Annotated in this window: 26 protein-coding genes; all 26 read left to right on the forward strand. The window is 54.6% G+C overall.

Annotation, left to right across the window (positions count from 1 at the left end):
• The first annotated feature begins 219 nt into the window (after window positions 1-219).
• The 26 genes from rpsJ to rpsD all read left to right on the forward strand — a co-directional run bounded on the left by rpsJ (window position 220) and on the right by rpsD (window position 12,468).
• A complete protein-coding gene (gene rpsJ / locus B1722_RS27260; protein ID WP_003186070.1) occupies window positions 220-531 on the forward strand; it encodes a 30S ribosomal protein S10 in 312 nt (103 codons plus the stop codon).
• An 80-nt stretch (window positions 532-611) separates the two neighbouring features.
• On the forward strand, window positions 612-1,247 hold the full coding sequence (gene rplC, locus B1722_RS27265) for a 50S ribosomal protein L3 (protein ID WP_003228738.1): 636 nt from the start codon (window positions 612-614) through the stop codon (window positions 1,245-1,247).
• Between the two features lie 12 nt (window positions 1,248-1,259).
• A complete protein-coding gene (gene rplD / locus B1722_RS27270; protein WP_003228735.1) occupies window positions 1,260-1,862 on the forward strand; it encodes a 50S ribosomal protein L4 in 603 nt (200 codons plus the stop codon).
• Window positions 1,859-2,158 carry a 50S ribosomal protein L23 gene (rplW, locus tag B1722_RS27275; protein ID WP_002555488.1) on the forward strand — a complete coding sequence of 100 codons (300 nt, stop codon included), beginning with the start codon at window positions 1,859-1,861 and terminating at the stop codon, window positions 2,156-2,158. The genes rplD and rplW overlap by 4 nt, the downstream gene beginning before the upstream one ends.
• A 14-nt stretch (window positions 2,159-2,172) precedes the next feature.
• Window positions 2,173-2,997 (forward strand): 50S ribosomal protein L2, encoded by an 825-nt coding sequence (gene rplB / locus B1722_RS27280; protein ID WP_003228734.1) that lies wholly within the window; start codon window positions 2,173-2,175, stop codon window positions 2,995-2,997.
• A gap of 16 nt (window positions 2,998-3,013) precedes the next feature.
• Entirely contained in the window at window positions 3,014-3,289 is a 276-nt protein-coding gene (gene rpsS, locus B1722_RS27285) for a 30S ribosomal protein S19 (protein WP_003228731.1), read from the forward strand.
• A gap of 11 nt (window positions 3,290-3,300) precedes the next feature.
• Window positions 3,301-3,633 carry a 50S ribosomal protein L22 gene (gene rplV / locus B1722_RS27290; RefSeq protein WP_003103908.1) on the forward strand — a complete coding sequence of 111 codons (333 nt, stop codon included), beginning with the start codon at window positions 3,301-3,303 and terminating at the stop codon, window positions 3,631-3,633.
• Between the two features lie 13 nt (window positions 3,634-3,646).
• Complete coding sequence (rpsC, locus tag B1722_RS27295) at window positions 3,647-4,333, forward strand: 30S ribosomal protein S3 (protein WP_003176422.1); 687 nt, start codon at window positions 3,647-3,649, stop codon at window positions 4,331-4,333.
• A 12-nt stretch (window positions 4,334-4,345) separates the two neighbouring features.
• The gene (rplP, locus tag B1722_RS27300) at window positions 4,346-4,759 is read left to right on the forward strand and encodes a 50S ribosomal protein L16 (RefSeq protein ID WP_003228729.1); all 414 of its coding nucleotides are present in this window, start codon (window positions 4,346-4,348) and stop codon (window positions 4,757-4,759) included.
• The gene (gene rpmC / locus B1722_RS27305; protein ID WP_002555481.1) at window positions 4,759-4,950 is read left to right on the forward strand and encodes a 50S ribosomal protein L29; all 192 of its coding nucleotides are present in this window, start codon (window positions 4,759-4,761) and stop codon (window positions 4,948-4,950) included. Before rplP ends, rpmC begins: the two co-directional genes overlap by 1 nt.
• Window positions 4,951-4,952: 2 nt before the next feature.
• Window positions 4,953-5,219: a 30S ribosomal protein S17 gene (rpsQ, locus tag B1722_RS27310; protein WP_003194644.1), complete on the forward strand. Its 267-nt coding sequence runs from the start codon at window positions 4,953-4,955 to the stop codon at window positions 5,217-5,219.
• 23 nt (window positions 5,220-5,242) lie between these two features.
• The gene (gene rplN / locus B1722_RS27315) at window positions 5,243-5,611 is read left to right on the forward strand and encodes a 50S ribosomal protein L14 (RefSeq protein WP_002555479.1); all 369 of its coding nucleotides are present in this window, start codon (window positions 5,243-5,245) and stop codon (window positions 5,609-5,611) included.
• A gap of 11 nt (window positions 5,612-5,622) precedes the next feature.
• Window positions 5,623-5,937, forward strand: a complete 315-nt coding sequence (gene rplX, locus B1722_RS27320; protein WP_003186046.1) for a 50S ribosomal protein L24 — start codon at window positions 5,623-5,625, stop codon at window positions 5,935-5,937.
• A 20-nt stretch (window positions 5,938-5,957) separates the two neighbouring features.
• Window positions 5,958-6,497: a 50S ribosomal protein L5 gene (rplE, locus tag B1722_RS27325; protein ID WP_003210069.1), complete on the forward strand. Its 540-nt coding sequence runs from the start codon at window positions 5,958-5,960 to the stop codon at window positions 6,495-6,497.
• 13 nt (window positions 6,498-6,510) lie between these two features.
• The gene (rpsN, locus tag B1722_RS27330) at window positions 6,511-6,816 is read left to right on the forward strand and encodes a 30S ribosomal protein S14 (protein ID WP_007955639.1); all 306 of its coding nucleotides are present in this window, start codon (window positions 6,511-6,513) and stop codon (window positions 6,814-6,816) included.
• A 209-nt stretch (window positions 6,817-7,025) separates the two neighbouring features.
• Entirely contained in the window at window positions 7,026-7,418 is a 393-nt protein-coding gene (gene rpsH / locus B1722_RS27335) for a 30S ribosomal protein S8 (RefSeq protein WP_007966178.1), read from the forward strand.
• Window positions 7,419-7,430: 12 nt separating this feature from the next.
• Entirely contained in the window at window positions 7,431-7,964 is a 534-nt protein-coding gene (rplF, locus tag B1722_RS27340) for a 50S ribosomal protein L6 (protein WP_007966176.1), read from the forward strand.
• Between the two features lie 10 nt (window positions 7,965-7,974).
• Window positions 7,975-8,325 (forward strand): 50S ribosomal protein L18, encoded by a 351-nt coding sequence (gene rplR, locus B1722_RS27345; protein ID WP_003186037.1) that lies wholly within the window; start codon window positions 7,975-7,977, stop codon window positions 8,323-8,325.
• A 3-nt stretch (window positions 8,326-8,328) separates the two neighbouring features.
• Complete coding sequence (gene rpsE / locus B1722_RS27350) at window positions 8,329-8,829, forward strand: 30S ribosomal protein S5 (RefSeq protein WP_003176409.1); 501 nt, start codon at window positions 8,329-8,331, stop codon at window positions 8,827-8,829.
• Window positions 8,830-8,831: 2 nt separating this feature from the next.
• Window positions 8,832-9,008, forward strand: coding sequence for a 50S ribosomal protein L30 (gene rpmD / locus B1722_RS27355; protein WP_003176408.1), 177 nt, complete (start codon window positions 8,832-8,834; stop codon window positions 9,006-9,008).
• 3 nt (window positions 9,009-9,011) lie between these two features.
• Entirely contained in the window at window positions 9,012-9,449 is a 438-nt protein-coding gene (gene rplO, locus B1722_RS27360; RefSeq protein WP_003228720.1) for a 50S ribosomal protein L15, read from the forward strand.
• Window positions 9,450-10,778 carry a preprotein translocase subunit SecY gene (gene secY / locus B1722_RS27365; RefSeq protein WP_003228718.1) on the forward strand — a complete coding sequence of 443 codons (1,329 nt, stop codon included), beginning with the start codon at window positions 9,450-9,452 and terminating at the stop codon, window positions 10,776-10,778.
• A 27-nt stretch (window positions 10,779-10,805) separates the two neighbouring features.
• Window positions 10,806-10,922, forward strand: coding sequence for a 50S ribosomal protein L36 (gene rpmJ / locus B1722_RS27370; RefSeq protein ID WP_002555468.1), 117 nt, complete (start codon window positions 10,806-10,808; stop codon window positions 10,920-10,922).
• Between the two features lie 130 nt (window positions 10,923-11,052).
• Entirely contained in the window at window positions 11,053-11,409 is a 357-nt protein-coding gene (rpsM, locus tag B1722_RS27375; protein WP_008374135.1) for a 30S ribosomal protein S13, read from the forward strand.
• A gap of 30 nt (window positions 11,410-11,439) precedes the next feature.
• On the forward strand, window positions 11,440-11,829 hold the full coding sequence (gene rpsK, locus B1722_RS27380; protein WP_002555466.1) for a 30S ribosomal protein S11: 390 nt from the start codon (window positions 11,440-11,442) through the stop codon (window positions 11,827-11,829).
• An 18-nt stretch (window positions 11,830-11,847) separates the two neighbouring features.
• The gene (gene rpsD / locus B1722_RS27385; protein WP_003176404.1) at window positions 11,848-12,468 is read left to right on the forward strand and encodes a 30S ribosomal protein S4; all 621 of its coding nucleotides are present in this window, start codon (window positions 11,848-11,850) and stop codon (window positions 12,466-12,468) included.
• The last annotated feature ends 10 nt before the right edge of the window (window positions 12,469-12,478 follow it).

Consider the following 12,478-nt stretch of genomic DNA (forward strand, 5'->3'; position numbering starts at 1 on the left):
CGCTATCCGTGAAGGCGGTCGTACCGTCGGCGCTGGCGTCGTAGCCAAAATCATCGAGTAATTCTCTTTTATAGAGTCTGCTTGATGAATTGAAAAAGCCCCCGCTCAGCGGGGGCTTTTTTATTGGGTTGACACCTATCTGGGGCGTCTATAGAATTGCGCCTCCTTTTAACGGGCGTATTGCGCCCGGTGGGAATAGCAGCCGGAGTCTGAAATCCAATGCAAAATCAGCAAATCCGTATCAGGTTGAAGGCTTTCGACCATCGCCTGATCGACCAATCAACCCAGGAAATCGTGGAAACCGCGAAACGTACTGGTGCTCAAGTGCGTGGTCCAATTCCACTGCCTACCCGTAAAGAGCGGTTCACCGTTCTGGTTTCCCCGCACGTCAACAAAGACGCGCGTGACCAGTACGAAATCCGCACTCATAAGCGCGTTCTGGACATCGTCCAGCCAACGGATAAAACCGTTGATGCTCTTATGAAGCTTGATCTTGCGGCCGGTGTGGAAGTGCAGATCAGCCTCGGCTAAGACTCGGTCTTGGTCGTGTAACGCTCTGAAATGGGCGGCCATAGCGGGTGAAAGCCCCGTACACTCATGAGGTTTACAACATGACTATTGGTGTAGTCGGTCGTAAATGCGGTATGACCCGTATTTTCACCGAAGAAGGTGTCTCCATTCCGGTCACGGTCATTGAGATCGAGCCGAATCGCGTCACCCAGTTCAAAACTGAAGAGACCGATGGCTATCGTGCAGTGCAAGTCACTGTCGGCGAGCGTCGTGCTTCGCGTGTAACAGCAGCTCAAGCTGGTCACTTCGCTAAAGCGAACGTTGCCGCTGGTCGTACCACCATGGAATTCCGTCTTGAAGAAGGCGAGTACCAGGCTGGCGATCTGATCAACGCTGAAATCTTCGCCGCTGGTCAACTGGTTGATGTAACCGGTCAGTCCAAGGGTAAAGGCTTCCAGGGTACGATCAAGCGTTGGAATTTCCGCGGGCAAGATAACACCCACGGTAACTCCGTATCCCACCGCGTCCCAGGCTCTATCGGCCAGTGCCAGACTCCTGGTCGTGTATTCAAGGGCAAAAAAATGTCCGGTCATATGGGCGCTGAGCGCGTGACCGTGCAGTCCCTGGAAGTAGTGCGCGTGGACGCTGAACGCAATCTGTTGTTGGTCAAGGGCGCTGTTCCTGGCGCTACTGGCGGCAACCTGGTTGTACGTCCAGCAGCCAAGGCTCGCGGTTAAGGGGAAGCTGACATGCAATTAAATGTAAATGACGCTCAAGCGATCGAAGTTTCCGAACTGACATTTGGCGGCGAGTTCAACGAGACGCTGGTTCACCAAGCAGTCGTGGCCTACATGGCCGGCGGCCGTCAAGGTAGCAAGCAGCAAAAGACCCGTTCCGACGTTCGTGGTGGCGGCAAGCGCCCATGGCGTCAGAAAGGTACTGGCCGTGCTCGTGCCGGTACTATCCGTAGCCCAATCTGGCGTGGCGGCGGTACCACTTTCGCAGCTCGTCCACAGGATCACTCCCAGAAGCTGAACAAGAAGATGTATCGCGCAGCAATGCGTTCCATCCTTGCTGAGCTGGTGCGTACTGATCGTCTGGTCGTGGTTCAGGATTTCGCTGTTGAAACTCCGAAAACCAAAGATCTGCTGGGCAAGCTGAACAACATGAGCCTGACCGATGTTCTCATCGTGTCGGACGCTGTTGATCAGAACCTGTACCTGGCTGCTCGTAACCTGCCACACGTAGATGTACGTGACGTGCAAGGTTCCGATCCAGTTAGTCTGATCGCATACGACAAGGTGTTGATCACCGTGTCGGCCGTGAAGAAATTCGAGGAGCTGCTGGGATGAACCAGGAACGCGTATTTAAAGTTCTGCTTGGCCCGCACGTTTCCGAGAAGGCTACGGTTCTGGCAGACAAGAAAGGCCAGTTCGTTTTCAAGGTTGCTACTGATGCAACCAAGCTGGAAATCAAGAAGGCCGTCGAAAGCCTGTTCAGCGTGAAAGTAGAGCGCGTCACTACCCTTAACGTTCTGGGTAAGAGCAAGCGCACTGCTCGCGGTCTGGGCAAGCGTAATGACTGGAAGAAGGCAGTTATCTCCCTTCAGCCAGGCCAAGATCTCGATTTCAGCAGCAGTGCTGAGTAAGGAAGGGGTGCATCATGGCAATCGTTAAATGCAAACCGACTTCCCCTGGCCGCCGTTTTGTGGTCAAGGTGGTCAACCAGGAGCTGCATAAAGGCGCTCCTCACGCACCGCTGCTCGAGAAAAAATCGAAGACTGGTGGTCGTAACAACAATGGCCGTATTACCACTCGTCACATCGGTGGTGGTCATAAGCAGCATTACCGTATGGTCGATTTCCGTCGCAACGACAAAGATGGCATCGTCGCCACTGTCGAGCGTATCGAATACGATCCAAACCGTACCGCTCACATCGCACTGCTCTGCTACGCAGACGGCGAGCGTCGCTACATTATCGCCCCTAAAGGCGTGAGTGCTGGCGACCAGCTGATCGCAGGCGCTCTGGCTCCAATCAAGCCAGGCAACGCTCTGCAACTGCGCAACATTCCAGTCGGTTCTACCGTACACGGCATCGAACTGAAGCCAGGTAAAGGCGCACAGATCGCTCGTTCCGCTGGTGCTTCGGCTCAGCTGATCGCTCGTGAAGGCGTGTACGTTACCCTGCGTCTGCGTTCCGGTGAAATGCGTAAAGTCCTGGCTGAATGCCGTGCGACCCTGGGCGAAGTCTCGAACTCCGAGCACAGCCTGCGTTCGCTGGGTAAAGCTGGTGCCAAGCGCTGGCGTGGCGTTCGCCCAACCGTTCGTGGTGTTGCCATGAACCCGGTTGACCACCCACATGGTGGTGGTGAAGGTCGTACCTCTGGTGGTCGTCATCCGGTATCGCCATGGGGCTTCCCGACCAAGGGCGCGAAGACTCGTGGTAATAAGCGTACCGACAAAATGATCGTCCGTCGTCGCAAGTAAATAGAGGGATACGACAGTGCCACGTTCTCTGAAAAAAGGTCCTTTTATTGATCTTCACCTACTGAAGAAGATCGAAGTGGCGGCGGAAAAGAACGATCGCAAACCAATTAAGACTTGGTCGCGTCGTTCGATGATCCTGCCACAAATGGTCGGTCTGACCATTGCTGTACACAACGGCCGTCAGCACGTCCCAGTTCTCGTGAACGAAGACATGGTTGGCCATAAACTGGGCGAGTTCGCCGGTACCCGCACTTATCGTGGGCACGTGGCTGACAAGAAAGCCAAGCGTTAAGGGGTAAGGAAATGGAAGTAGCCGCTAAGTTGTCGGGCGCTCGAATCTCCGCCCAGAAAGCCCGCTTGGTCGCCGACCAGATCCGCGGGAAGAAGGTGGGCGAAGCGCTCAACCTGTTGGCTTTCAGCAGTAAGAAAGCCGCCGAGATCATGAAAAAAGTGCTGGAGTCGGCCGTAGCCAACGCCGAGCATAACGAAGGCGCAGACGTTGATGACCTGAAGGTCAGCACCGTTTTCGTCAACGAAGGGCGTTCGCTGAAGCGCATCATGCCACGTGCCAAAGGCCGTGCTGATCGCATCGTCAAGCGGTCTTGCCATATCACTGTCAAGGTTGCTGACAAGTAACGGAGTCGAAGAGATGGGTCAGAAAGTACATCCCATTGGCATTCGCCTGGGAATCGTCAAGGAGCACACCTCCGTCTGGTACGCAGACGGTCGGACTTATGCGGACTACTTGTTCGCAGATCTGAAGGTGCGTGAGTATCTCCAAGACAAACTAAAAAGCGCGTCCGTAAGCCGTATCGATATCCATCGTCCGGCTCAAACTGCACGCATCACCATCCACACCGCTCGTCCAGGTATCGTTATCGGGAAGAAGGGTGAAGATGTTGAGAAACTGCGTCAGGACCTGACCAAGCAAATGGGTGTGCCTGTGCACATCAATATCGAAGAGATCCGCAAGCCGGAGCTCGACGGTATGCTGGTTGCGCAGAGCGTAGCTCAGCAGCTGGAGCGTCGTGTAATGTTCCGTCGCGCTATGAAGCGCGCAGTACAGAACGCCATGCGCATTGGTGCCAAAGGCATCAAAATCCAAGTGAGCGGTCGTCTCGGCGGTGCTGAAATCGCACGTACTGAATGGTATCGCGAAGGTCGTGTGCCACTGCACACCCTGCGTGCCGACATCGACTATGCCAACTACGAAGCTCACACCACTTACGGTGTGATCGGTGTAAAGGTTTGGATCTTCAAAGGCGAAGTAATTGGTGGTCGCCAAGAAGAGCTGAAGCCACAAGCACCAGCGCCTCGTAAAAAAGCTGCTAAGTAAGGGGTACGCCAAATGTTGCAACCTAAGCGTACGAAGTTCCGCAAGCAGATGACCGGCCACAACCGTGGTCTGGCACTGCGCGGTAGCAAAGTCAGCTTCGGCGAGTTCGCGCTGAAGTCTGTTGCTCGTGGTCGTCTCACCGCTCGTCAGATCGAGTCAGCGCGTCGTGCTCTGACCCGTCACGTAAAACGTGGTGGCAAGATCTGGATCCGTGTATTCCCGGACAAGCCGATCTCCAAGAAACCTCTCGAGGTTCGTATGGGTAAAGGTAAGGGTAACGTGGAATACTGGGTTGCCCAGATTCAGCCAGGCAAAGTCCTGTATGAAATCGAGGGTGTTTCTGAAGAGCTGGCGCGTGAGGCTTTCGCCCTGGCTGCTGCAAAGCTGCCGCTCGCCACCTCCTTTGTTAAACGGACGGTGATGTGATGAAAGCGAATGAACTTCGTGAAAAATCCGCACAGCAGCTGAACGAGCAACTGCTCGGCTTGCTGCGCGACCAGTTCAATCTGCGCATGCAGAAAGCAACTGGCCAGTTGGGGCAGTCTCATCTGCTCTCGCAAGTTAAGCGTGACATCGCTCGCGTGAAGACTGTGCTCAACCAGCAGGCAGGTAAGTGATCATGGCTGAAGCCGAAAAAACTGTCCGTACGCTGACTGGCCGTGTTGTCAGCGACAAGATGGACAAAACCATCACCGTTCTGATCGAGCGTCGCGTTAAGCACCCGATCTACGGTAAATACGTTAAGCGTTCGACTAAGCTGCACGCGCACGACGAAACCAATCAGTGCCACATCGGCGACAAAGTCACTATTCGTGAAACTCGTCCGATGGCCAAGACCAAGTCTTGGGCGCTGGTTGATGTTCTCGAACGCGCTGTGGAAGTCTAAGGGCTAGGGGTCGGAGAAATTATATGATTCAGACTCAATCCATGCTCGATGTGGCCGATAACAGCGGCGCTCGCCGTGTTATGTGCATCAAGGTGCTGGGTGGCTCCCATCGTCGTTACGCTGGTATCGGTGACATCATCAAAGTTACCGTGAAGGAAGCAATTCCTCGCGGTAAAGTGAAAAAAGGCCAAGTGATGACTGCTGTTGTAGTCCGCACTCGTCACGGCGTACGTCGTGCTGATGGCTCCATTATCCGCTTTGATGGCAACGCTGCTGTTCTTCTGAACAACAAACAAGAGCCGATCGGCACCCGTATCTTTGGGCCAGTGACCCGTGAACTTCGTACTGAGAAGTTCATGAAGATCGTCTCGCTCGCCCCAGAAGTGCTGTAAGGAGATCCGACATGCAAAAGATTCGTCGTGACGACGAGATCATCGTGATCGCCGGCAAAGACAAAGGTAAGCGCGGTAAGGTGCTGAAGGTTCTTGCTGACAACCGTCTGGTTGTTGGTGGTCTGAACCTGGTCAAGCGTCATACCAAGCCTAACCCGATGTCGGGCGTACAGGGCGGTATCGTCGAGAAAGAAGCGCCACTGCACGCTTCCAACGTCGCCATCTTCAACGGCGAAACCAACAAGGCTGACCGCGTTGGTTTCAAAGTAGAAGACGGTAAGAAAATTCGTGTCTTCAAGTCGACCCAAAAAGCGGTTGATGCTTGAACACTGCTAGGTAGAAGACCATGGCACGACTAAAAGAGATTTACCGGAAGGAAATCGCTCCGAAACTTAAGGAAGAACTTAAGCTTTCGAACGTGATGGAAGTTCCGCGCGTTACCAAAATCACCCTGAACATGGGTCTGGGCGAAGCGATCGGCGACAAAAAAGTCATCGAGCACGCTGTTGCTGACCTGGAAAAGATCACCGGCCAAAAAGTCGTTGTGACCTACGCTCGTAAATCCATCGCTGGCTTTAAAGTCCGTGAAGGATGGCCGATCGGCGTCAAAGTGACTCTGCGCCGTGAGCGTATGTACGAGTTCCTGGATCGTCTGCTGTCGATCTCCCTGCCTCGGGTTCGCGACTTCCGCGGCCTGAATGCCAAGTCCTTCGATGGTCGTGGCAACTACAGCATGGGCGTGAAAGAGCAGATCATTTTCCCGGAAATCGACTACGACAAGATCGATGCTCTCCGCGGTCTGGACATTACCCTGACCACCACTGCCAAGAACGATGATGAAGGCCGCGCTCTGCTGCGTGCTTTCAAATTCCCGTTCCGCAACTGATTGGAGTAGGAAAATGGCCAAGAAGAGCATGAAAAACCGTGAGCTGAAGCGTCAGCTCACTGTTGCCAAGTACGCCGTCAAGCGTGCAGCGCTGAAAGCTATCATCGTTGATCTGAACGCAAGTCCAGAAGCGCGTTGGGAAGCGACCGTAGCTCTGCAGAAGCAACCACGTGACGCAAGCGCTTCGCGCATGCGTAACCGTTGCCGCCTGACTGGTCGTCCGCACGGCGTTTACCGCAAGTTCGGCCTGGGCCGTAACAAACTGCGTGAAGCGGCAATGCGTGGTGACGTTCCAGGTCTGGTTAAAGCCAGCTGGTAATCGCTGTCAAAGCCTTGATGGTCGGGGTCGCAAGAACCTGACCATCGGTGGCCTTGAATTTGAATCAAGCCCCTTTTGGGGCTTGATTCATTTCTGGGGTGTGTCTAGAATGACCGGCTCGCCTGAGCCCGTGTTTTTCGTGCCCGGAATTTCTCGGCGACAAGTAGTAGCCGCAAGGCTAATTTTTCTGTATTAGGAGCGTCTAGCCCATGAGTATGCAGGACCCGTTAGCGGACATGCTAACTCGAATCCGTAATGCCCAGATGGCTGAAAAGTCTGTCGTAAGCATGCCGTCTTCCACGTTGAAGGTGGCTGTAGCAAAAGTCCTGAAGGACGAAGGTTACATCGCGGATTTTCAGATCACCACCGACGCTAAGCCGTCGTTGTCCATCTCGCTGAAATACTTCGAAGGCCGTCCGGTCATCGAGGAAGTCAAGCGCGTTAGTCGTCCAGGCCTGCGTCAGTACAAGTCCGTTGAAGATCTGCCGAAAGTTCGTGGCGGTCTTGGCGTGTCTATCGTCTCCACCAACAAAGGTGTGATGACGGATCGTGCTGCGCGCGCTGCCGGTGTCGGCGGCGAAGTTCTTTGCACTGTGTTCTAAGGGGGGATAAGCATGTCTCGCGTCGCTAAGAACCCCGTTAAGCTGCCAGCCGGTGTCGAAGTCAAATTCGCAGGCCAACAGCTTTCGGTGAAGGGTGCCAAGGGTACTCTTGAACTGAACATCCATTCGTCCGTTGAGATCGTTGAAGAAGCTGGTGAGCTGCGTTTCGCTGCTCGCAATGGCGATCAACAGACTCGCGCAATGGCCGGTACCACGCGTGCGTTGGTAAACAACATGGTCCAAGGCGTAAGCCAAGGCTTCGAGCGCAAGCTCCAGCTGGTCGGTGTTGGTTACAAGGCGCAAGCAAAAGGTCAGGTGCTGAACCTGGCTCTTGGCTTCTCGCACCCAGTGGATTACGAACTGCCGCAAGGCATCACCGCTGAGACTCCTAGCCAGACCGATATCCTGATCAAGGGCATCGACAAGCAGCTGGTAGGTCAAGTGGCCGCTGAGATCCGCGACTTCCGTCCACCAGAGCCGTACAAAGGCAAAGGTGTGCGCTACGCGGACGAAGTCGTCCGTCGTAAAGAAGCCAAGAAGAAGTAGGGCATAGCAAATGACCGACAAAAAAGTTACTCGACTGCGTCGCGCTCGCAAAGCACGCCTGAAAATGCACGAACTCGAAGTCGTGCGTCTCTGCGTGTTCCGCTCGTCGCAGCACATCTACGCCCAGGTCATCTCGGCCGACGGCAACAAAGTCCTGGCAAGTGCCTCGACTTTGGATAAAGAACTGCGTGATGGCGCCACTGGCAACATCGACGCGGCCACAAAGGTTGGCCAGCTGGTCGCTACGCGTGCTAAGGCCGCTGGCGTCTCGCAAGTGGCTTTCGACCGCTCTGGCTTCAAGTACCATGGCCGCGTTAAAGCGCTGGCTGATGCTGCTCGTGAAGCTGGGCTGGAGTTCTAAGTTATGTCAAATAACGACCAAAAGCGCGACGAAGGCTACATCGAGAAGCTGGTTCAAGTTAACCGCGTAGCCAAAACCGTTAAAGGCGGCCGTATCTTCACTTTCACCGCGTTGACCGTGGTTGGTGATGGTAAAGGGCGTGTTGGCTTCGGCCGTGGCAAGTCGCGTGAAGTGCCTGCTGCGATCCAGAAGGCAATGGAAGCTGCTCGCCGCAACATGATTCAAGTTGACCTGAACGGCACCACCCTGCAGTACGCAATGAAGTCCGCTCACGGCGCTTCGAAGGTGTACATGCAGCCTGCTTCTGAAGGTACCGGTATCATCGCTGGCGGCGCTATGCGTGCTGTCCTCGAAGTTGCTGGCGTTCAGAACGTTCTGGCCAAGTGCTACGGCTCGACTAACCCGGTAAACGTGGTTCACGCCACTTTCAAGGGTCTGAAGGCTATGCAATCTCCTGAGTCCATTGCTGCCAAGCGTGGCCTGACTGTCAAGGAGATCTTCTGATCATGGCTACCGTTAAAGTTACGCTGATCAAAAGCATGACCGGCCGCATCCCTAACCACAAACTGTGCGTTAAGGGTCTGGGTCTGCGTCGCATCGGTCACACTGTAGAAGTCCAGGATACTCCCGAGAATCGCGGGATGATCAACAAGGCTTACTACATGCTGCGTGTCGAGGGTTAATCGATGAAACTCAATGATCTGAGTCCAGCGCCGGGTTCCCGTCGCGAAAAGCATCGTCCGGGCCGTGGTATCGGTAGCGGTTTGGGTAAGACTGGTGGCCGTGGCCACAAAGGTCAAACCTCCCGCTCCGGTGGCACTATTGCTCCAGGCTTTGAAGGCGGTCAACAGCCGCTGCATCGTCGCCTGCCGAAGTTCGGTTTCGTTTCCCTGAAAGCCATGGACCGCGCAGAAGTGCGTCTGTCCGAGCTGGCCAAAGTGGAAGGCGACATCGTCACCGTGCAGTCCCTGAAAGATGCCAACGTGATCAACGTCAACGTACAGCGTGTGAAAATCATGCTGTCCGGTGAAGTGACTCGCGCTGTCACTATCGGCAAGGGAATCGGCGCCACCAAAGGTGCGCGTGCGGCTATCGAAGCAGCTGGCGGCAAGTTCGAGGAATAAATGGCTAAGCAAGGTGCTCTCTCTGCGCTCGGCAAAGGCGGTATGTCTGAACTCTGGGCTCGTCTGCGTTTTCTGTTCCTGGCGATTATCGTCTACCGAATAGGCGCACACATCCCGGTTCCAGGTATCAACCCGGACCGACTCGCAGACCTGTTTCGACAGAATGAGGGGACCATTCTTAGCTTGTTCAACATGTTCTCCGGCGGCGCGCTGGAACGGATGAGCATCTTTGCACTGGGGATCATGCCGTACATTTCGGCATCGATCATCATGCAACTGATGACCGCCGTCAGCCCGCAGCTGGAGCAGTTGAAGAAGGAAGGTGAAGCTGGCCGTCGCAAGATCAGCCAGTACACCCGCTACGGCACCGTCGTTCTCGCTCTCGTTCAGGCTATTGGCATGTCCATTGGCTTGGCGGGGCAGGGCGTTGCGTTCACTGGTGACTTTGGCTTCCATTTCGTCGCGGTATCCACTTTTGTGGCTGGTGCGATGTTCATGATGTGGCTGGGTGAGCAGATTACTGAGCGTGGTGTAGGCAACGGTATCTCGATGTTGATTTTTTCGGGTATCGTCGCCGGTCTTCCGAGAGCAATCGGGCAGTCTTTCGAGTCTGCGCGTCAGGGTGATATCAATATCTTCGCCCTGGTTGCCATCGGTTTGCTGGCAGTAGCGATTATCGGTTTCGTGGTGTTCATTGAGCGTGGTCAGCGTCGTATCGCTGTTCACTACGCCAAGCGTCAGCAGGGCCGCAAGGTTTTTGCTGCGCAGACAAGCCACTTGCCGCTGAAGGTGAACATGGCCGGTGTTATTCCGGCTATTTTCGCGAGCAGCATTCTGCTGTTCCCGGCTTCGTTGGGTGCCTGGTTTGGTCAGTCTGAAGGTATGGGCTGGTTGCAGGACATCTCGCAGTCGATCGCTCCTGGTCAGCCGTTGAATATTCTGCTGTTTAGTGCAGGGATTATTTTCTTCTGCTTCTTCTATACGGCGTTGATGTTCAATCCGAAAGACGTAGCGGAAAACCTGAAGAAGTCCGGTGCCTTTATTCCGGGCATCCGTCCAGGTGAGCAGTCTGCACGCTATATTGATGGCGTTCTGACTCGCTTGACCATGTTCGGTGCTCTTTACATGACGGCCGTGTGCCTGTTGCCCCAGTTCCTGGTGGTTGCAGCAAACGTTCCGTTCTACCTTGGCGGGACCTCGTTGCTGATCGTGGTCGTGGTTGTGATGGACTTCATGTCCCAAGTACAATCGCACCTCGTTTCGCACCAGTACGAATCCCTGATGAAGAAAGCCAACCTGAAGGGTTACGGCAGCGGCATGTTGCGCTGAGTACCCATAAGGTTCGAGGAGTTGGTGATGAAAGTTCGTGCATCGGTGAAAAAGCTGTGCCGTAACTGCAAGATTATTCGCCGCGAAGGTGTTGTTCGAGTAATTTGCAGCGCGGAACCGCGTCACAAACAGCGCCAAGGCTGAGTGTGATTGTGCTTCAAGCCCGGCAGCTAGTGCGCTGCCGGGTTGATTATTTGTTATTACAGCGATATTATCTCGCGCCCTATTTCTTGGCTTCCGGGGCGTAGGTAGCTGTCAATTGGAGTCCCACTGAATGGCCCGTATTGCAGGCGTTAACATTCCAGATAACAAGCATACTGTTATCTCGCTGACCTACATCTATGGTGTCGGTCGCACTACTGCGCAGAAAATCTGTGCAGACACTGGGGTAAACCCAGCAGCGAAGATCAAAGATCTGAGCGACGAGCAAATTGAACAGCTGCGTGGCGAAGTGGCGAAGTTCACCACTGAAGGTGACCTGCGTCGCGAAATCAACATGAAAATCAAGCGCTTGATGGACCTCGGTTGCTATCGCGGTCTGCGTCATCGTCGCGGTCTTCCAGTACGCGGTCAGCGTACCAAGACCAACGCGCGTACCCGTAAAGGTCCGCGTAAGCCGATCCGCAAGTAATCGCCCCAGCGAATCGACAGGAATTTAATCATGGCAAAACCTGCTGCTCGTCCTCGTAAAAAAGTTAAAAAGACAGTGGTTGATGGCATCGCCCACATCCATGCTTCTTTTAACAACACCATCGTGACCATTACCGACCGTCAAGGTAACGCTCTTTCCTGGGCTACCTCCGGTGGTTCGGGTTTCCGCGGTTCCCGCAAGTCCACCCCGTTCGCTGCTCAAGTAGCCGCTGAGCGTGCTGGTCAAGCTGCGCTGGAATACGGCCTGAAAAACCTCGACGTTAACGTCAAGGGTCCAGGTCCAGGTCGTGAATCCGCAGTCCGCGCTTTGAACGGCTGTGGCTACAAGATCGCCAGCATCACCGACGTGACGCCAATCCCGCACAACGGGTGCCGTCCGCCGAAGAAGCGCCGCGTGTAATCCAGGAGATTGTAAAGAATGGCTCGTTACATTGGTCCAAAATGCAAACTCGCTCGTCGCGAAGGCACCGATCTCTTCCTGAAGAGCGGCGTGCGCGCGATCGAATCGAAGTGCAACATTGAAGCAGCACCTGGTATCCACGGCCAACGCCGCGGTCGCCAGTCCGACTACGGCACCCAACTGCGTGAAAAGCAGAAGGTCCGTCGTATCTACGGCGTTCTCGAGCGTCAGTTCAGCGGCTACTACAAAGAAGCTGCTGGCAAGAAAGGTGCAACCGGTGAAAACCTGCTGCAACTGCTCGAATGCCGTCTGGACAACGTTGTATACCGTATGGGCTTTGGTTCGACTCGTGCCGAATCCCGTCAGCTGGTATCGCACAAGTCGATCAGCGTTAACGGTCAGACCGTAAACGTTCCGTCGTATCAGGTTCGTGCTGGTGACGTGGTCGCAGTTCGCGAGAAAGCAAAAAACCAACTTCGCATTGTCCAAGCTCTCGATCTGTGTGCCCAACGTGGCCGCGTAGAATGGGTAGAAGTAGACACTGAGAAGAAGTCGGGCGTTTTCAAGAACGTTCCTGCTCGCAGTGATCTGTCCGCCGACATCAACGAAAGCCTGATTGTCGAGCTCTACTCCAAGTAAGGGCTAGAAA

This window comes from Pseudomonas sp. SCPG-7, assembly GCF_002156405.1.
Lineage (GTDB): Bacteria > Pseudomonadota > Gammaproteobacteria > Pseudomonadales > Pseudomonadaceae > Aquipseudomonas > Aquipseudomonas parakoreensis.